The organism is Bounagaea algeriensis (assembly GCF_054491375.1).
This window is the reverse complement of the sequence record NZ_CM137102.1, coordinates 3743402-3761149: the sequence shown is the minus strand read 5'-3', so window position 1 is coordinate 3761149 and position 17748 is coordinate 3743402. Positions and strand designations below refer to the sequence as shown.

Annotated in this window: 14 protein-coding genes; 7 read left to right on the top strand and 7 right to left on the bottom strand. The window is 71.9% G+C overall.

Going from position 1 to position 17748, the window contains the following annotated elements:
- Window positions 1-48 precede the first annotated feature (48 nt).
- From ACVGV2_RS17075 to ACVGV2_RS17050, 6 genes are all read left to right on the top strand, one after another.
- On the top strand, window positions 49-1143 hold the full coding sequence (locus ACVGV2_RS17075) for an ABC transporter ATP-binding protein (protein WP_459163364.1): 1095 nt from the start codon (window positions 49-51) through the stop codon (window positions 1141-1143).
- Window positions 1140-1820 (top strand): ABC transporter permease, encoded by a 681-nt coding sequence (locus ACVGV2_RS17070; RefSeq protein ID WP_459163363.1) that lies wholly within the window; start codon window positions 1140-1142, stop codon window positions 1818-1820. The genes ACVGV2_RS17075 and ACVGV2_RS17070 overlap by 4 nt, the downstream gene beginning before the upstream one ends.
- On the top strand, window positions 1817-2539 hold the full coding sequence (locus tag ACVGV2_RS17065) for an ABC transporter permease (RefSeq protein WP_459163362.1): 723 nt from the start codon (window positions 1817-1819) through the stop codon (window positions 2537-2539). Before ACVGV2_RS17070 ends, ACVGV2_RS17065 begins: the two co-directional genes overlap by 4 nt.
- On the top strand, window positions 2536-3411 hold the full coding sequence (locus ACVGV2_RS17060; protein WP_459163361.1) for an ABC transporter substrate-binding protein: 876 nt from the start codon (window positions 2536-2538) through the stop codon (window positions 3409-3411). Before ACVGV2_RS17065 ends, ACVGV2_RS17060 begins: the two co-directional genes overlap by 4 nt.
- A 277-nt stretch (window positions 3412-3688) precedes the next feature.
- Window positions 3689-4891: an allantoate amidohydrolase gene (locus tag ACVGV2_RS17055; RefSeq protein WP_459163360.1), complete on the top strand. Its 1203-nt coding sequence runs from the start codon at window positions 3689-3691 to the stop codon at window positions 4889-4891.
- Window positions 4888-6216, top strand: a complete 1329-nt coding sequence (locus ACVGV2_RS17050; protein WP_459166032.1) for a formimidoylglutamate deiminase — start codon at window positions 4888-4890, stop codon at window positions 6214-6216. Before ACVGV2_RS17055 ends, ACVGV2_RS17050 begins: the two co-directional genes overlap by 4 nt.
- A gap of 229 nt (window positions 6217-6445) precedes the next feature.
- Here the strand turns inward: ACVGV2_RS17050 and ACVGV2_RS17045 are convergent, their stop codons facing one another.
- From ACVGV2_RS17045 to ACVGV2_RS17030, 4 genes are all read right to left on the bottom strand, one after another.
- Window positions 6446-7909, bottom strand: coding sequence for an aldehyde dehydrogenase family protein (locus ACVGV2_RS17045; RefSeq protein ID WP_459163359.1), 1464 nt, complete (start codon window positions 7907-7909; stop codon window positions 6446-6448).
- A gap of 126 nt (window positions 7910-8035) precedes the next feature.
- Complete coding sequence (locus ACVGV2_RS17040; protein ID WP_459163358.1) at window positions 8036-9238, bottom strand: amidohydrolase family protein; 1203 nt, start codon at window positions 9236-9238, stop codon at window positions 8036-8038.
- Window positions 9239-9253: 15 nt separating this feature from the next.
- A complete protein-coding gene (locus ACVGV2_RS17035) occupies window positions 9254-9643 on the bottom strand; it encodes a hypothetical protein (protein WP_459163357.1) in 390 nt (129 codons plus the stop codon).
- Complete coding sequence (locus ACVGV2_RS17030; protein WP_459163356.1) at window positions 9630-10007, bottom strand: Rieske (2Fe-2S) protein; 378 nt, start codon at window positions 10005-10007, stop codon at window positions 9630-9632. Before ACVGV2_RS17030 ends, ACVGV2_RS17035 begins: the two co-directional genes overlap by 14 nt.
- Before the next feature lie 158 nt (window positions 10008-10165).
- Here ACVGV2_RS17030 and ACVGV2_RS17025 point away from each other — a divergent pair, with 158 nt between their 5' ends.
- Window positions 10166-12730, top strand: coding sequence for a helix-turn-helix transcriptional regulator (locus ACVGV2_RS17025; RefSeq protein WP_459163355.1), 2565 nt, complete (start codon window positions 10166-10168; stop codon window positions 12728-12730).
- 61 nt (window positions 12731-12791) lie between these two features.
- Here the strand turns inward: ACVGV2_RS17025 and ACVGV2_RS17020 are convergent, their stop codons facing one another.
- The 3 genes from ACVGV2_RS17020 to ACVGV2_RS17010 all read right to left on the bottom strand — a co-directional run bounded on the left by ACVGV2_RS17020 (window position 12792) and on the right by ACVGV2_RS17010 (window position 17490).
- Window positions 12792-13247 carry a PIN domain-containing protein gene (locus ACVGV2_RS17020; RefSeq protein WP_459163354.1) on the bottom strand — a complete coding sequence of 152 codons (456 nt, stop codon included), beginning with the start codon at window positions 13245-13247 and terminating at the stop codon, window positions 12792-12794.
- Window positions 13244-13489, bottom strand: coding sequence for a ribbon-helix-helix domain-containing protein (locus ACVGV2_RS17015; RefSeq protein WP_459163353.1), 246 nt, complete (start codon window positions 13487-13489; stop codon window positions 13244-13246). Before ACVGV2_RS17015 ends, ACVGV2_RS17020 begins: the two co-directional genes overlap by 4 nt.
- A gap of 95 nt (window positions 13490-13584) precedes the next feature.
- The gene (locus ACVGV2_RS17010) at window positions 13585-17490 is read right to left on the bottom strand and encodes a multifunctional oxoglutarate decarboxylase/oxoglutarate dehydrogenase thiamine pyrophosphate-binding subunit/dihydrolipoyllysine-residue succinyltransferase subunit (protein ID WP_459163352.1); all 3906 of its coding nucleotides are present in this window, start codon (window positions 17488-17490) and stop codon (window positions 13585-13587) included.
- Between the last annotated feature and the right edge of the window lie 258 nt (window positions 17491-17748).

The following is a 17748-nucleotide window of genomic DNA, read 5'->3' as shown; positions in this document are numbered from 1 at the left end:
GTCCACCGCCTTCGCGGTGGTTGCCGGAGACCCAGGAGGCATCCCCGCGTGATCGAGTTCCGGACCGTGAGCAAGGAATACCGCGATGGCACGGTCGCCGTCGCGGACCTGGAGCTGACCGCCGCCGCGGGCGAGATCACGGTTCTGGTGGGGCCGTCCGGTTGCGGCAAGACCACCCTGCTGCGGATGGTCAACCGGATGATCGAACCCTCGTCCGGGGCGGTGGCCGTCGACGACGTGGACGTGCGCAACCACGATCCGGCAGTGCTGCGGCGCGGCATGGGCTACGTCATACAGCAGGCCGGGCTGTTCCCGCACCGCACGGTGCTGGACAACGTGGGCGCGGTGCCGAAGCTCGCCGGGATGCCGCGGCGCCGGGCGCGGCGCCGGGCCGCCGAGATGCTGGAGCTGGTGGGGCTGCCCGCCGAACTCGGCGACCGCTACCCGGCGCAGCTGTCCGGCGGCCAGCAGCAGCGCGTCGGCGTTGCGCGCGCCCTGGCCGCCGACCCCCCGATCCTGCTGATGGACGAACCGTTCAGCGCGGTCGATCCGATCGTGCGCGAGGCGCTGCAGGAGGAGCTGCGCCGGTTGCAGGACGAGCTGCACAAGACCGTCCTGTTCGTCACGCACGACATGGACGAAGCGGTGCGCCTCGGCGACCGGGTCGCGGTGCTGCGCCAGGGCGGGCGGCTCGCGCAGTGCGCCGCACCGGATGCGCTGCTGGCCGAACCCGCCGATGACTTCGTGGAATCGTTCGTCGGCAGGGACCGCGGTTTCCGCCGGCTGTCCTTCGTGGAACCCGACGGCGTCGCACCGGGGAGCACCACGACGGTCCGCATCGGGCAGTCGGTGCGGCCGAGCGCGCAGTGGCGGCTCGCCCTGGACGGTGACGACCGCCCGCGCGGCTGGCTCGCCCCGGACGCGCCGGCGGACACCGCGCTCACCGAGCAGCGGCTGGTGCCGGGCGGGTCGCTCTACACCGAGCACACGCCGCTGCGTGGCGCGCTGGACGCGGCGCTGTCGTCGCCCTCCGGTCTGGGCGTGGTCGTCGACGAGGCGGGGCGCTACGCGGGTGTGGTGACCGCCCGGCACGTGCTCGACGTGCTGGACCAGCGACGTCCCGTTTCCGGGAGCGCTCGATGATCGAGGCGCTCGCGCACTTCTTCAGCAGCCCGAGCAACCGCGAGATGCTCGGTGCGCAGCTGGTCGAACACGTCTACCTGGCCCTGGTCCCGCTGCTGCTGGGCCTGCTGCTGGCCGTTCCGCTCGGCCGGTTCGTGCTGCACCTGCCGTTGCTGCGCGGGTCGTTGCAGGCCGCGGCGGGCGCCGTGTACACGATCCCCTCGCTGGCGCTGTTCGTGCTCATCCCCGGCATCATCGGCACCCCGCTGCTCTCGCCGGTGAACGTGGTGCTGGCGTTGGCCCTGTACACCGCGGCGCTGCTCATCCGCCCCGTGGTGGACGCGCTGGAAGCCGTGCCCGCGCACGTGCTCTCGGCCGCCACGGCACTGGGTTACCGGCCGGTGCGGCGGTTCTTCGCGGTGGAGCTGCCCCTGTCGCTGCCCGTGCTGGCCCAGGGGGTGCGGGTGGCGTCGGTGAGCAACATCAGCCTGGTCAGCGTCGGGGCGCTCGTCGGTATCGGCGGGCTCGGGCGGCTGTTCACCGACGGGTACCAGCGCGACTACCTGGTGCAGATCGTGATCGGCGTCGTCGGCATCGTGCTGCTGGCGCTGGTCGTGGACTTGGTGCTGGTGGTGCTGCGGCGGGTGCTCACCCCGTGGTCCCGGCACGCGGTCGGCTCCGGAGGGGACGGCGGATGATCGGCGAGATCTGGGCGTGGCTGGCCACCCCGGAGCACTGGCGCGGCTCGGACGGGATCCCGGCGCAGACCCTGCTGCACCTGTACTACTGCGTGCTGGCCGTGTTGGCCGCGTCGGCCGTGGCCGTGCCCCTCGGCGTCTACCTGGGCCACACCGGCAGGGGCGGGGTGTTCGTCCTCGGCGCCAGCAACGCCATCCGCGCCCTGCCCACGTTGGGGCTGGTCACGCTGCTGGTGCTGGTGTTCGGCCTGGGCACCGGCCCAGCGCTGGCCGGGCTGGTGGTGCTGGCGGTCCCCCCGATCCTGGCCGGCACCTACAGCGGTGTGCGCACCACTCCGGCGGATGCGGTCGACGCGGCCAAGGGCATGGGGATGACACCGGTGCAGCGCCTCTGGCAGGTGCGGTTGCCGAACGCGATGTCGCTGATCCTCGGTGGGCTGCGCACCGCGATGTTGCAGGTCGTCGCCACGGCCGCCGTCGCGGCCTACGTCGGTCTCGGCGGGCTGGGGAGGTTGCTGCTGGACGGGTTGAAGATCAGCGACTACGCGCAGATGGCTGCGGCCGCGATCGCGATCGCCGTGCTCGCCGTCGTCCTCGACCTGGTGCTGGCGGGTGTGACGCGGTTGTGCGTGCCGCGGGGACTGGTGGTCGCGGCCCGCGGCGCCTCCCGGCCCGCCGAGCGGGTCGCGACGCTGCGCACGAGGAGGGTTCGCCGGTGACACGCCTGATCGGATGCCTGGCCGCGGCGGTGCTCGTGCTCGCCGGCTGCGCCGGGCACGACCCGTTGCGGGCCAACAACCAGGCCGACGACACGCTCGTGGTGGGTTCGGCGGATTTCGCCGAGAGCGAGCTGTTGATGAACATCTACGCCGAGGCGCTGCGCGAGACCGGTGTCGACGTGCAGACGCGCCCGCGCATCGGCGCCCGCGAGTTCTCCATGCCCGCCGTCCGCCAGGGCGAACTCGCGGTGATGCCCGAGTACACGGGAAACCTGCTCGAGTACGTCGACCCCGGTGCCGAGGTGACCTCGGACGGTCCGGTCTACGACGCGCTGTCGCGGGCGCTGCCGGACGGGCTGCGGGTGCTGCAGCAGGCCCCGGCGGAGAACTCCGACGTGCTCACCGTGACGCGGGAAACGGCGGCGCGGGGCATCCGCTCGCTGGCGGATCTCGGACCGCGCTGCGGCCGGATGGTGCTCGCCGCCCCCGCGGAGTGGAAGTCGCGGTGGACCGACGCGATCGCCGCCGAGTACGGGTGCCAGTTCGCCGATATCCGCGCGGTGGAGTCCTCGACGGTCACCGTGGACGCCCTGCTCGCCGACCAGGTCCAGGTGGCGAACCTGTTCACCACTTCGGCGCAGATCAGGCAGCACGATTTGGTGAAGTTGGCCGATCCGCACAACATGTTCCCCGCGCAGCGCGTGGTTCCGCTGGTGCGCTCGGGGGTGTTGAACGACCGGCAGGTGGCCGCGTTGGACAGGGTCTCGGCGCGGTTGGACACGGCCACGCTGACGGAGCTGAACCGGCGGCTCGAAGTGGACAAGGCCAACCCGCGGGACTTGGCCAAGCAGTTCCTCGCCGAAATCCGCTGACCTGCCGACCCCTGCCGCCCGTGCGGTGGATCAGCGGCGCGGTGGGTGCGGTTCGGGGGAGGATCCGCGGGGAGGGCGAGCCCGGGCCCTCCGCCGGGCGCGGTGAAAACGACCGCTCCGGCGAGTGTCGGTGCACCGCGCTCACCGGCGGGATGTGGCAGGGTTCCGGTTGCCGGGTGATCGACGTTCGGTGACCGGGCGGATGCGGTGCGCGTGCGGACGGGTCTCGCGGCCGGCGCCGCTCGACGGAAGCGAGCTCTCGCGAGAGGAGTCCGTTGTGGCCACACCAGACGAGCTGCTGGCGGAAATCGCCGACGTCGGCGCGGACCGGCGGCGGGGCGGCTACTCGCGGCACGCGTTCGATCCGGCCGAGCGGGAGCTGCGCGAGTGGTTCGCCGAGCAGGCCCGCGCCCGCGGCATGAGCGTGAGCACCGACCGCAACACGAACCTCTGGGCGTGGCTGACCGAACCGGGCGACGACGCGGTGGTCACCGGCAGCCACCTCGACTCGGTACCGGGCGGCGGTGCCTTCGACGGCGCGCTCGGCGTGGCCAGTGCGCTGGCGGCCGTGGACGTCCTCCGCGCCGAACAGGTGCAGCCGCGCCGACCGGTCGCGCTGCTGGTGTTCACCGAGGAGGAGGGCAGCCGGTTCGGCGTGCCCTGCCTCGGGTCGCAGCTGCTGACCGGTGCGCTGTCCGCCGACCACGCGGGCAAGCTCCGCGATGCCGAGGGCACCGCCTTCGCCGAGGCGCTCGCGGACTTCGGCGGGGACCCCCGCTGGATCGGACGCGACGAGGAAGCGCTGAGCCGCATCGGCCACTTCGTCGAGCTGCACGTGGAGCAGGGCCGGGCGCTGGTGGACCTGGACTGCCCGGTGGGCGTGGCCTCGTCGATCCTCGCGCACGGGCGGTGGCGGTTCCGCTTCCGCGGCCAGGGGAACCACGCCGGCGCCACGCGGCTGGCGGAGCGCTGCGACCCGATGCTGCCCGCCTCCCGCCTCGTTTCGGCCGCCCGCCGCGCCGCGTCCCGGGTGGACGGCGGCCGGGCCACGGTCGGAAGGCTCGTGCCCACGCCGGGCGGAACGAACGTGATTCCGTCGAGTGTGGACGTCTGGCTGGACGCGCGCGGCACCGGCGACCGCGACGCCCGCGGGATCGTGCGCGAGCTGACCCACCTCGCCGGCGAGTTCGCCGATGGCGAGGGGGCCACGGTCGAGGTCAGCGAGGAGTCCTACGACGACGCGGTCACCTTCGACGGGGACTTCCGCTCCCGGCTGTCCACCGTGGTCGACCAGGCGCCGCTGGTGGCCTCCGGGGCCGCGCACGACGCGGGCGTGCTCGCAGCCGAGAAACCCACCGGAATGCTGTTCGTGCGCAACCCCACCGGGATCAGCCACGCGCCGGAAGAGCACGCGGAGGTCGCGGACTGCCAGGCCGGTGCGCAGGCGTTGGCCCGCGTGCTGACGTGGCTGGCGGGGTGAGGTTGGCGACGTTCTGGTGCGAGTGGGCGTGGTTGCCCGGCGGTCCGCGCCGTTCGACCGTCTGCGAAGTCGACCAGGGGCGCATCGTCTCCGTCCTGCCGGACACGCCCGCCCCGGAGGACGCCGAACGCCTGTACGGGCTCGTGCTGCCCGGTCTGGCCAACGCGCATTCGCACGCGTTCCAGCGCGCGCTGCGCGGGCGCACCGGTGAGGCGGCCGTGTTCGGCACGTGGCGCGAGACCATGCACCACCTCGCCGGTCGGCTCGACCCGGAGAGCTACTACCGGCTGGCGGTGGGCGCGTTCACCGAGATGGCGCTGGCCGGCTTCACCAGCATCGGCGAGTTCCACTACCTGCACCACGCGCCCGGCGGCAGGTCCTACGCCGAACCGAACGCGATGGGCGAGGCGCTCATCGCCGCGGCGCGGGAGGCGGGGGTCCGGTTGACGCTGCTGGACACGTGCTACCTGCGCGGCGATTTCGACGGGGAGCTCAGTGAGGCCCAGCGGCGGTTCGCCGATGCCGATGCGCAGGCGTGGCTCGACCGCATCGACCGGATCAGCACGGACGGGCGCACCGTGCGGCTGGCGGCGGCGGTGCATTCGGTGCGCGCCGTGCCGCCGGCGGCCATCCGGCGGGTCGCCGCGTGGGCGGAGGAGACCGAATCGCCCCTGCACGTGCACGTGTCCGAGCAGCGTTCGGAGAACGAGGCCTGCCTGGCCAGCTGCGGTCGTACGCCCACTCGGGTGCTGTCCGACGCGGGCGCGCTCGGTCCGCACGTGACGGCGGTGCACGCCACGCACGTCACGGAGGCCGACATCGTCCTGCTCGGCGGCAGCGGCACGACCGTGTGCCTGTGCCCGACCACCGAGACCGACCTGGCCGACGGGATGGGGCCGGCCGAGGCGCTCGGTGCCGCGGGCACGCCGCTGTGCATCGGTTCGGATGCGAACACGGTGGTCGATCCGTTCCTCGAGGCGCGCACCGTGGAAGGCCTGCAGCGGCTGCGGCACGAGACCCGCGGGCATTTCGCCACGACCGAGCTGCTCGCCGCGGCCGGTGAGAACGGGCACCGCAGCCTCGGTTGGTTCGACGTGGGGTGGCTCGAAGTGGGGGCCCGTGCCGATTTCGTCGTGCTGGAGCTGGGAGTGCGGCACGCAGGGGTTCCCATCGCGGAAGTACCGGCGATCGCCCGCGGCGACGACGTGCGGCACGTGTACGTCGACGGCGGGTGCGTGGTCCGCGACCGCGGTCACTGCCGCGTCTCCGACGTGCCCGCACTCCTGTCCGAGGTGGTGGGTGCCCTGTTCGACGGCCCGAGCTGACCGCTCGGCGGCCTCAGCTGACCGCTCGGTGACCCGGTTGGTCGAGGTGCCCGGCCGGCTGCACTGCACTGGCTGCTCGCGGTACCTGCCCGGCCAGGGGTGTGCACTTTACGCGAAAAGTACACACCCCTGGCCGGGTGAGGCGCTTGCCAACGGGCACCGCGGGTTCGGTAGGCGCGGCGGAGTTGGCCGGGCGCGGCGGTTCGAAGGGGCCGCAGGACCAGCGGCCTCAGAACGGGTACTGGGCGTGGTCCTCGCGGAAGGTGATCCACCGGGTGTCGGTGAACGACTCGACGCCGTAGCGCCCGCCGAAGCGCCCGTAGCCGGAGTCCTTCACCCCGCCGAACGGCGCCTGCGGCTGGTCGCCCACCGACTGGTCGTTGATGTGCACGATCCCCGTGTGCAGGCGTTGCGCCACCGACCAGCCGCGGCGCGTGTCCTCGGTGAGCACACCGGCGGTGAGCCCGTACGGCGTGTCGTTGACGACGTCGATCGCGGCGTCCTCCGAGTCGTAACCGAGCACGGTGGTGACCGGCCCGAAGATCTCCTCGGCGTAGATCCGCTGCTGCGGGGTGACGTTGCTCAGCACCGTCGGCGGATACACCGTGCCGTCGGGCCGGCCGCCGCCGCAGTGCACCACCGCGCCGCCGGCGACCGCGTCCGAGACGAGCTCGGCGACCCGCTCGGCAGCCGCACCGTTGACCAGCGGACCGATGACCGTGTTCGGATCGTTCGGATCGCCGGTGGCCAGTCCGCGCACCTTCTTGGCGAAGCGCTCGGCGAAGTCCTCGACCCGGTCGGTCGGGACGAGCACGCGGTCGGCGGACATGCAGATCTGGCCCGCGTTCATGAACGAGCCGAAAGCCACCGCGTCCACCGCGTAGTCCACGTCGGCGTCGTCGAGCACGAGGATCGAGTTCTTGCCGCCGAGCTCCAGCACGGCGGGTTTGAGGTGCTGCGCGGCCTGCACGCCGATCGCGCGGCCCACGCCCGTCGAACCGGTGAAGTTCACCCTGCGCACCCGGCGGTCGGCGATGAGCGCACCACCCACCTCGGCACCGTCCTCGCGGGCGTTGGTGAGCACGTTGAGCGCACCGGCCGGCAGGCCCGCCTCGTGCATGATCTCGGCGAGGAACAGCCCGGCGGAGATCGGCGCTTCCTCGCTGGCTTTGAGCACGACCGTGTTGCCGGCCGCCAGCGCGGCGGCGAACGAGCGCGTGCCCAGGATCAGCGGGGCGTTCCACGGGGCGAAGGCGGCGACCACGCCGGCGGGCTGGCGCACCGCGAAGCTCCACTCGCCGGGGTCGGAACCGGCCAGCACCTCCCCGCGCGGGGCGGTGAGGCCGCCGGCGGCTTCCCGGAGGACGTCCGCGGCCAGCGCGGCGTTGAACATGGCCCAGGGGCGGGTGCCGCCGACCTCCTGCGCCAGCAGTTCGCGGGCCTGTTCGGTGCGCTGCTCCAGCAGGTCGGCGGCGCGGAGGAACACCTCGCGCCGGGTGCCGATGTCGGAGCGGGACCACTCGGCGAACGCGTCCGCCGCCGCGTCGACGGCCGCCGTGACGTCGGCGGTCGATGCTGCGGCCACTTCCGCGTAGACCTCGCCGGTGTACGGGTTGATGTCCCGTTCCGTGCGCCGCCCCTCGGCGGGACGCTGCGCACCGGCGATCAACAGCTGCTTCGTCAGCGGCGCCATGGCACCCACTTCCCCCGGGCCGCAACCCGGTCGTTCACGGATCGTTCGTGATGCGCACGCCAGACCGCTGTGCGCACACCATGTTCCGACGACACTACGCCCGCGACTCGCGGTCCCGCCCGCGCCTCAAAGGTTGAACACCTTGCGGGCCGTTTCGCCGAGGATGTTCTGCTTGCCCCGCTCGGAGAGGAACGGGATGCCCATGATCCGCCCGGGCACGTCGAAGTCCCAGTGCGGCCAGTCGGACGAGTACATCAGCGTGTGCTCGGCGTCCATCGCCTTGAACGTGGCCTCGAGCAGGCCCATGTCGGTGATCTCCAACGGCTGCGAGGTGTAGTACATCTCCCGCATGTAGTCGCTGGGCAGCTTCGTCAGCAGCGGGGCGTCCGACTGGCGCATGAGGTACTCGTGGTCGAGCCGCTGCATCAGGAACGGCACCCAGGCCAGCCCGCTCTCGATCCAGATCGTCTTCAGGTTCGGGAAGCGCTCCGGGATGCCGTTGACGATCCAGTTGGTCATGTGCGTGATGTTGCAGGTGACGAACGAGATCGCGTGCGCCGACAGGAACCGGTTCATCGTGGACGTCATCGAGTCGCCCTGGTTCGGACCGGCGTGGAACCCGATCGGCATGCCCCGCTCCTCCAGCTCGGCGTACACCGGCATGTACTCGTTGCGGTACACACCGGTGGAGCGCTGGCTGGTGACGAGGAACCCGATCACACCCGGGTGGTCGGCGTACTCGCGGATCGTGCGCAGCGAGGCCTCCGGGCTCTCGAACGGCAGCCCGAGCATCGTCTTGATCCGGCCGTCGGCGGGCAGGATCGTCTCGGTGAACCACCGGTTGTAGGCCATCATCAACTGGGTGGCCGTGCTCGGGCTCGGGTGCAGCCCCACTTCCAGCATCGGCTGCGGGAACACCACCTGCAGGTCGATGCTCATCGAGTCCATCGCCCGCCGGACCAGGGTCACGTCCCGGTGCACGTCCGTGTCCGGCACCGGTTCGGACAGGCTGGCCTGGTGCAGCACGCGGCCGTTCACGTCCTGCTGGGTCAGCCCCGGCGGGTGGTTGCTCAGCGCGACGTTCTGCGCGTTCGGCCAGTTCTGCATCATCTGCTTGCCGTTCTCCCGCAGCACGGGATCCTCGATGCGGTCGATGATCTCCGGCCACGAGTCCAGCTCGACGTGGTGCGAGTCCACGTCGACGATGAAGTAGTCGTCCAGCCCGTACCGCTCGGTGTCCCGCCGGGCGTTGGCGAGGATCTCCCGGGAGTCGGTGTGGATCGTGATTTCCTGCGTGTCCCGGGGCGCGGCGGCGTTCGCGTCGGTCAAGGTGCCTCCTATCGGTCAGCCGGCCGTGCGGCTGCGGGAGAACCACAGCGCGAGGTCGAACGGGTTGAGGTCCTGGGCTTTGAGCAACGCGGTCACGAGCACGACCGCTTCGGTGGTGCTCACGCCGCCCTCGAGCGGGTCAGTCGCCTCCGCGGCGCCCTCGTTGGCGGTGGCGTACAGCCGCGTGGCCGCGCTGACGAGCGCGCGCAGGTCCTCCGCGGGGACGTCGGCCACTCCGCCGGTGCGGAGGAGTTCCTCGGAGCTCTCGCGCACCCGGCGGCACAGCTCGCCGAACTCGGACGGGGACGCGGCCCCGGACTGGGGCGCGGGGGATTCGGACACGGCCCCGGATTCGGACGCGGGGGATTCGGGCGCGGGCACGGAACCGGACTCAGACGGTGACATAAACGCGGCCCTCCTCTTCGGCGACCGGGAAGTCGCGCAGGCGGATCTGCTGCTTGCCCGGGTGGCTGCCGGTGGTGACGTCGTACTCGAAGCCGTGCCAGGGGCAGACGATGTGCAGCTCGTCCTCGTCGAAGTCCATGCCCCGGCTGCGCTGTTCGGAGTCGAGCACTTCGCGGACGCGGGAGATGAGCCGGCCCTGGCACACCGGCCCGCCCTGGTGCGGGCACCGGTTCTCGTAGGCGTAGAGGGTGCCCTGGAAGCGGAAGATGCCGATGGTGGTGCCGGCGACGTCGACGACGTAGCGCCCGCCTTCGGGGACGTCCTCGCTGGTGCCCACCGGATACCGCGTCGCTGCGGTGGTCATGTGGCCTCCGGTCTTCGGGTCGTGCGGCGGTGTTCGGGTTGTCGAGTCCCAGTCTGCGCCGCGGGTGAGGCAGGTCGCATCAGTCAGATGACTGGTCACCGCGGAGGTCCCTCCGCCGCGCACGCGTGGGTTAACGTGTTCGCCCGGGAGGTCCTGCGATGAGCACCTTCGGTGACGAGCTCCGCCACGCCCGGGACGTGCTCGCCGGGACCGGCGGCGGTTGGCTCGTCGCCGGTGGGCGGGCGGTCGGCAAGACCGCGCTGCTGCGCAGCGCGGCCGAGCACGCCCGCACCACGCGCGGGGCGGACGTGCGGTGGGCGGTCGGCGGTCCGACCGAGGAGCGCACCCCCGGTGCGGTGGTGAGTTCCCTGCTCGGCGCGGAGCTGCGTCCCGAGGACCCGGTGTGGCAGCGGCTGGCCGAGCTCGCTCCCGCACTGCTCCTCGTCGACGACGCGCATCACCTCGACACCGCCTCGGCGGAGCTGCTGGCGCATCTCGTGCGCGGCGCGCCGGGTCGGCACGTGTGGATCGTGCTCGCAGCGGACGCGCGCGCCCGGCTGCCGGTCGAACTGGCCCGCGTCCCGCGCCGCGACCTCTCCGGAGCGGACGAAGCCGAGGCCGCGGAGATCGTGTCAGCGGCGCGGCCGGCCGTGCGCAGCGAGATGCTGCGCCTGGCCCGGGGCAACCCGCTGGCGTTGCGGGAGTTCGCCGCGGAACTGGGCGAGGCCGAGCTCGCCGGATCCGCACCGCTGCCCCGGCAGCTCCGGCTCGGGCCGGCCGGACGCGCGGTGTTCGCGCCCGACTGGGACGTGCTCGACGAGGCCGCGTGCACTTGGTTGCTGCTGCTGGCGCACGGCCCGCCCGAGTACGGCGCGTGCGCGCGGGCGGCGGCGGAGCTCGGCCTGGGGCCGGACGAGCTGGCCCCGGCCGAACGCGCCGGTGTGGTGCGCGGGGCCGAATGGGTGGAACCGCTGACCGCCGCCGCGGTGCGCAGCGCGGGCAGCACCGCCGGCACCGAACGGGTCTGCAGCGCCCTGGTGCGCACGCTCGACGCCGACGAGTGGCCGGTCACCCGCGCCCGCGCCCTGGCCGGGGCGGTGCGCGCACCGGAGCGGGCGGCGGCCGAACTGGCCGCCGCGACCGTGCCGCTGGCGCGCGGCGGGCACCTGCTGGAGGCCCACGCCGCGGCGGTGCGCGCCGCCGAACTGGCGGCGGACCGGTCCGAACGCGACCGCTACCGCATCATCGCCGCCGAACTCGCCTGGCTGGCGGGCTACAGCGAGCAGGCGCTGCGCCTGCTCGACCGCGCGGAGCCGCGCGGCGCGGACGCGCGCACCTCCGCGGCGGTGATCCGCGCGGTGATCCACGGGTTCCGCGACTCGTGGACGCGCGGCTGGCGGCTGCTGCCCACCGCGCCCGAGCCGGGCGGTGCGGAGCACGCGTTCCGGCTGCTGGTCACCGTCATCAACGCCGGGTGGAACACGGTGTCGGTGGATTCGCTGCACCGGGCGGTGCGCCGGCTGCGCGGCGCCGTGGAACCGGGGTTCGCCGCGGCCCTCGGCGCGCTGGAGCAGGTGCTCGACGGCAACAGCGCACCGGAGCAGGAGCACAGCGCCGCGCTGCGCGAACTGGCGTGGTGGGCACGCCCGTCGGATGCGCTGCACCCGAAGTCGTGGCCGCCGCCGCTGCTGCCGATGTTCCTCGGTGAGGAGGGCGAGTACGCGCGGCTGTTCTCCGCGCTGCTGGACAGCGAGGCGGTGCGGGGAGCGCCGAGCACGCGGGCGCTGCTGCTGCTGAAGACCGCCGCGACGGAGCTGGCGCTGGGGCGCTGGGATCGGGCCGCGGCGCACGCGGCTGGCGGTGCCGAGCTCGCCGAGGAGCTCGGCCACCACGCGCTGCGGGCGGAGCTGCTGCTGTGCCAGGCGTGGATCGCGGCCGCCCGCGGCGACGAGGAGCACTGCACCGGGCTCGTGGACGCCGCGCTGCGCTGCTGCGAGGACGACACGAGCGTGCGCGAACCGGCCATGGTGCCGTGGATCCGCGGGCTGTCCGCGTTGACGCGGGGCCGTCCCGGCGAGGCCTGCGAACACCTGCGGTGGGTGGTGCGGGACGCGGGCACGCCGCAGCGGGTGACCCTGCGGCGCCTGGCCACCGCGGACTACGTGGATGCCGCGGTGCGCGCGGGCGCCGTGGACGAGGCCGCGGCGGTCACCGAGGAGTTCGCGGGCTGGGTGGGGCGCGGTGCGGCAGCGTGGGCGCGGCAGGACCTGGCGCTGTGCCGCGCCCTGCTCGCAGGCGAGGACGCGGCGGCGTGCTACACCCGGGCGTTGGAGTTGGCCGAGCACAGCGGCCGGGTGCTGTGCACCGGGCGGGCGGAGCTGCGCTACGGGGCGTGGCTGCGCCGCAGGAAGCAGGAGCAGCGGGCGCGCGAGTACCTGCGGGCGGCGGAGGGGCGTTTCGAACGGCTCGGAGCGCAGCAGTGGCGCCGTGCGGCGCACGCCGAACTGCGCGCCGCCGGTGAGACGCACCAGCCGAATCCGGACGTCCCGCTGACCCCGCAGGAGCGGGAGATCGCGCTGCTGGCCGCCGAGGGGCTGACGAACCGGCAGATCGCGGCGAAGCTGGCGCTGAGCCCGCGGACCGTGGGTTACCACCTGTACAAGGTCTTCCCGAAGCTCGACATCACCTCGCGGGCGCAGCTGGCCGGCGTGCTGCGGGAGTGACGCCCCAGCGAGACCTTCCCCGGTGTCGGCTCGGAAGCACCGTTCGAGCGGCAGCCGCCGGTCAGCGCGCGTCGCGGTCGTCCTGCAGGTCGTCGGGCAGGAGCCGGAATGCTTCCTGGCCGGTCGGTGGTCGCATGGCGCGGAAGTCGCGGCGGTCCGACGTGAGTACCACGTCGGTGCGGTATTCGGCGGTCAACGCGACGACGGCGGCGTCGGCCAGATCGAGATCCAGTTCGGCGTACTGGCGGCGGATGGCCAGCGCCGTGCTCAGCAGCCGCGGGGTGGTATCGGCGATGGCGACTCGAGTCGTCTCGGCCCGGGCGGTGAGGGTGCGCAGGATGGCATCGCCCGTGCGCCGATCCGCGCGGATGGTGGCGACCTGGTGGACCTCGATGAGCGTCAGCGGGCTGACGACCAACAAGCCGCAGGTATCGGCCGCGGCGGCTGTCTGCCGGTGTTCGGGGTCGGTGCGGTTGAAGAGGGCGAGCAGACCGGAGGTGTCGGCGACGGCGATCACCGGTGAGCCTCGGTGCGCTCCTCTTTCGCCCGGGCGGCCTGCCCGATGGCCTGGTGGACGTCCTCGCTGCTCAGCGGGCCGCCGAGGTCGACGGTTTCCTCCTCGCGGACCATCGGTTCGTTCCACAGCCGTGCGCCCAAGGCGGCCAGCTTGATGCCCTCGCGCAGAATCTCCGCCTCGGAGACGCCGCGCCGATCGGCTGCTTCCTTGATGAGGGCGAGATCTTCCGGCCGCCCCGACATGCGAACGGGCCGCCGGCTCCGGGGAACCGGCGGCCCGCTCTGGTCGCGTCACTCGTCTCCGCGGGCGGTGCTCGGCGGCACCGGCCCGGTGCGGGTCAGGCGAAGGCGTTCTCCACGACCTCGGCCTGCTCGACCTCGTGGACCTTCGCCAAACCGGTGGCCGGGGCGGCCATCGGGCGGCGCGAGACCCGTTGCAGCTTGCCCTGCAGTTCGGGGAACAGGTCCGGCAGGTACAGGCCGAGGAACGGCCACGCACCCTGGTTGGCCGGTTCTTCCTGCACCCAGCGGATCTCGCTGGCGTTGGAGTAGCGCTCCAGCATCTTGCCGATCTTGCGGTGCGGCACCGGGTAGAGCTGCTCCAGCCGCACGATCGCCGTGTCGGTGATGCCCTGCTTGTCCCGGTGGGCGGCCAGCTCGTAGTAGAGCTTGCCGGAGCACAGCACCACGCGCCGCACCTGCGACGGGTCCGGCTGCGCCGGGTCGTCCAGCACGGAGGTGAACTTGCCCTCGGTGAAGTCCTCCACCGCGCTCGTCGCGGCCTTCATGCGCAGCATCGACTTCGGCGTGAACACGACCAGCGGCCGGTGGATGCCGTCGAGGGCGTGCCGGCGCAGCAGGTGGAAGTAGTTCGCCGGGGTCGACGGCAGCGCCACGGTCATCGAACCCTCGGCGCACAGTTGCAGCCACCGCTCGATGCGCGCCGAGCTGTGGTCCGGGCCCTGGCCTTCGTGTCCGTGCGGCAGCAGCAGCACCACGTCGGAGCGCTGGCCCCACTTGGCCTCACCGGCGGAGATGAACTCGTCGATGATGGGTTGCGCACCGTTGAAGAAGTCGCCGAACTGCGCTTCCCAGGCCACCAGGGCGTTCGGGTGGGCCACCGAGTAGCCGTACTCGAAGCCGACGGCGGCGAACTCGGACAGCGCCGAGTCGTAGGCGAGGAACTTCGCCTGCTCGTCGGAGAGGTTCTGCAGCGGCGTGTGCTCCTCACCGCTCTTGCGGTCGATGAGCACCGAGTGCCGCTGGCCGAACGTGCCGCGCCGCGAGTCCTGGCCGGCCAGCCGCACCGGGCGGCCTTCCATGGCCAGCGAACCGAACGCGAGCAGTTCGCCGAAGGCCCAGTCGATGCCGCCTTCGTGGCCCATCTTGGTGCGCCTCTCGAGCACCGGCTTGACGCGCGGGTGGGGGGTGAAGCCCTCGGGCAGCGCCGTCTGCGACTCCGAGATGTGCTCCAGCCTCTCCCGCGAGATGGCGGTGGACAGGCCCGTGGCCACCTGCTGCTCGGCCTCCACCGAGGGGCTCGGCTCCGGCGGCTGCTTCTCCAGCTCGCGCACTTCGTTGAACACGTGCTCCAGCTGGCTGGCGTAGTCCTTCAGCGCCGTCTCGGCCTCTTCCATGGTGATGTCGCCGCGGCCGATGAGCGACTCGGTGTAGACCTTGCGGACGCTGCGCATCTGGTCGATCGCGTCGTACATCCGCGGTTGGGTCATCGACGGGTCGTCGCCCTCGTTGTGCCCGCGGCGGCGGTAGCAGACCATGTCGAGGACGACGTCCTTGCCGAACGCGCGGCGGTACTCGACGGCCAACCGGGCGGCCCAGACGCAGGACTCCGGGTCGTCGCCGTTGACGTGGAACACCGGCGCGCCGATCGTCTTGGCCACGTCGGTGCAGTACTTGCTCGACCGGCCGTACTCCGGCGCGGTCGTGTACCCGACCTGGTTGTTGACGATGACGTGCACGGTGCCGCCGGTGCGGTACCCGCGCAGCTTCGACAGGTTCAGCGTCTCGGCGACCACGCCCTGGCCGGCGAACGAGGCGTCACCGTGCAGCAGGACCGGCAGGACGGTGAAACCGTCGTGCCCCTTGTCCAGGATGTCCTGCTTGGCGCGGACGATTCCCTCGAGCACCGGGTTGACGGCTTCGAGGTGCGAGGGGTTGGAGGTCAGCGACACCTTCGTCTCGCCGTCGCCGAACATGCGGAAGTACTTGCCCTCGGCGCCGAGGTGGTACTTCACGTCGCCCGAGCCGTGCGCCTGGCCGGGGTCGAGGTTGCCCTCGAACTCGCGGAAGATCTGCGAGATCGGCTTGCCGACGATGTTGGCGAGCACGTTCAGCCGCCCGCGGTGCGGCATGCCCACGACGACCTCGTCCATCTCCTGCTCGGCCGAGGCGTCGAGCACCGAGTCCAGCAGCGGCACGACGGTCTCCGCGCCCTCGAGGGAGAAGCGCTTCTGCCCGACGTACTTCGTCTGCAGGAACGTCTCGAACGCTTCGGCGGCGTTGAGCTTGGACAGGATGTACTTCTGCTCGCTGGAGTCCGGCTTGCGGTGGGACTTCTCCACCCGCTGCTGGATCCACTCCCGCTCGTCCGGTTCGAGGATGTGCATGTACTCCACGCCGACCGAGCGGCAGTAGGAGTCGCGCAGCACGCCGAGCACGTCCCGCAGCTTCATGTAGTCCTGACCGGCGAAACCGCCGACCGCGAATTCGCGGTCGAGGTCCCACAGGGTCAGGTCGTGCGACAGCACGTCGAGGTCCTCGTGCCGCCGCTGGCGGTAGTTGAGCGGGTCGATGTCGGCCATCAGGTGACCGCGGGTGCGGTAGGCGTCGATGAGCTCCAGCACCCGCGCGGTCTTGTCGACCGCGCCTTCGGGGATGTCCTGGGTCCAGCGCACAGGTTCGTACGGGATGCGCAGCGACGTGAAGACGTCGTCGTAGAACCCGTCCTCGCCGAGGAGCAGTTCGTGCATCTTGCGCAGGAACTCGCCGGACTCGGCGCCCTGGATGACCCGGTGGTCGTAGGTGGAGGTCAGCGTGACGATCTTGCTGATCCCCATGTCGATGAGGGTCTTCTCGCTGGCGCCCTGGAACTCGGCCGGGTAGTCCATCGCGCCCACACCGATGATGGCGCTTTGGCCCTTGGTCAGCCGCGGCACGGAGTGGTTCGTGCCGGACGGGCCCGGGTTCGTCAGCGAGATCGTCGTGCCGGCGAAGTCCTCGGTGGTGAGCTGGTTGTTCCGGGCCTTGCGGATGATGTCCTCGTAGGCCTGCCAGAACTGCTGGAAGTTCATCTCCTCGCAGCCCTTGATGGAGGCCACGACGAGGTTGCGCGAGCCGTCCTTGCCGGGCATGTCGATCGCCAGGCCCAGGTTGACGTGCTCCGGAGTGACCACGGCGGGCTTGCCCTTGGCGTCCTCGCCGTAGTGGCGGTTCATGTTCGGGAAGTCCCGCAGCGCGCGCACCATCGCGTAGCCGATGAGGTGCGTGAACGAGACCTTGCCGCCCTTGTTGCGCTTGAGGTGGTTGTTGATGACGATCCGGTTGTCGGACAGGAGCTTCGCCGGAACCGCCCGCACGCTGGTCGCGGTGGGCACGGTCAGCGACTGGTCCATGTTCTTGGCGATCGCAGCGGCCGGACCGCGCAGGGTTTTCACGTCCTCGCCGGCCGCGGAGTCCTTCACCGGTGCGGCCTTGGCCGCCTCGGTGGGCGAGGGCTTGGCCGCGGACGCCGCGGACTGGGCTGCCTGGGCGGACGATGCCGGTTTGCTCGGCGCCGCTGCCTGGCCGGACTGGGCGGTCTGGCCGGACTGGCCGGACTGAGTGGACTGGGCCGACTGAGCGGACTGGGCCGACGACTGGCCGGACGGCTTCCGGCCGTCGGTCGAGGTGCTCGTCCCGGCACTCTCGGCTGGCCCGGTGCTCTCGACTGCCCCGGAGGACGTCGATGTCCCGGAGGACGTCGATGTCCCGGAGGACGTCGGCGCCCCGGAGGACGGCGGTGCCCCGGAGGACGGCGGCGGCGTCGAGGAGATCTGACCGTTCGCCCCCTTGCGAGTGGCGGTCGTTGTCGCGGCTTGTGCGCTTTGCTGCGTCGTCGAAGCGCTGGCCGCGGCCTGACCGGCGGCGGGCTCGTCAGTGGATGTTTGCCCCGGCTTGTAGTCAGCGAAGAACTCGTGCCACGCAGAGTCTACGGAAGAGGGATCGCGGAGGTACTGCTCATACATCTCCTCGATCAACCACTCGTTGGGGCCGAACTGTGACGCAGGGCTGCTGCTGGACACGGCTGGCGTTCGCCTCGATCCATATGCTCGGGATTGACAGACACTCACGTACCAGGCTAACGGTCCGATTCGGGTGCATGTCACACCACGGCCGACTGGGCCGGGCGGCGCCGACGGAAGCGTTCAGTGGAAACGGGACGTGTCGGGTCGCGCCTGTCTCCGCCTCGCGGAACCGCGACGGCATTCCGTCTGCTGTGCGAA

Bases quoted from the DNA above. Each gene is read 5' to 3' on its own strand.
- ACVGV2_RS17035 (WP_459163357.1), bottom strand. From the start codon at position 9,643: ATGTCACCGTCTGAGTCCGGTTCCGTGCCCGCGCCCGAATCCCCCGCG.
- ACVGV2_RS17015 (WP_459163353.1), bottom strand. From the start codon at position 13,489: ATGTCGGGGCGGCCGGAAGATCTCGCCCTCATCAAGGAAGCAGCCGAT.
- ACVGV2_RS17025 (WP_459163355.1), top strand. From the start codon at position 10,166: ATGAGCACCTTCGGTGACGAGCTCCGCCACGCCCGGGACGTGCTCGCC.
- ACVGV2_RS17010 (WP_459163352.1), bottom strand. From the start codon at position 17,490: ATGTATGAGCAGTACCTCCGCGATCCCTCTTCCGTAGACTCTGCGTGG.
- ACVGV2_RS17045 (WP_459163359.1), bottom strand. From the start codon at position 7,909: ATGGCGCCGCTGACGAAGCAGCTGTTGATCGCCGGTGCGCAGCGTCCC.
- ACVGV2_RS17030 (WP_459163356.1), bottom strand. From the start codon at position 10,007: ATGACCACCGCAGCGACGCGGTATCCGGTGGGCACCAGCGAGGACGTC.
- ACVGV2_RS17065 (WP_459163362.1), top strand. From the start codon at position 1,817: ATGATCGGCGAGATCTGGGCGTGGCTGGCCACCCCGGAGCACTGGCGC.
- ACVGV2_RS17070 (WP_459163363.1), top strand. From the start codon at position 1,140: ATGATCGAGGCGCTCGCGCACTTCTTCAGCAGCCCGAGCAACCGCGAG.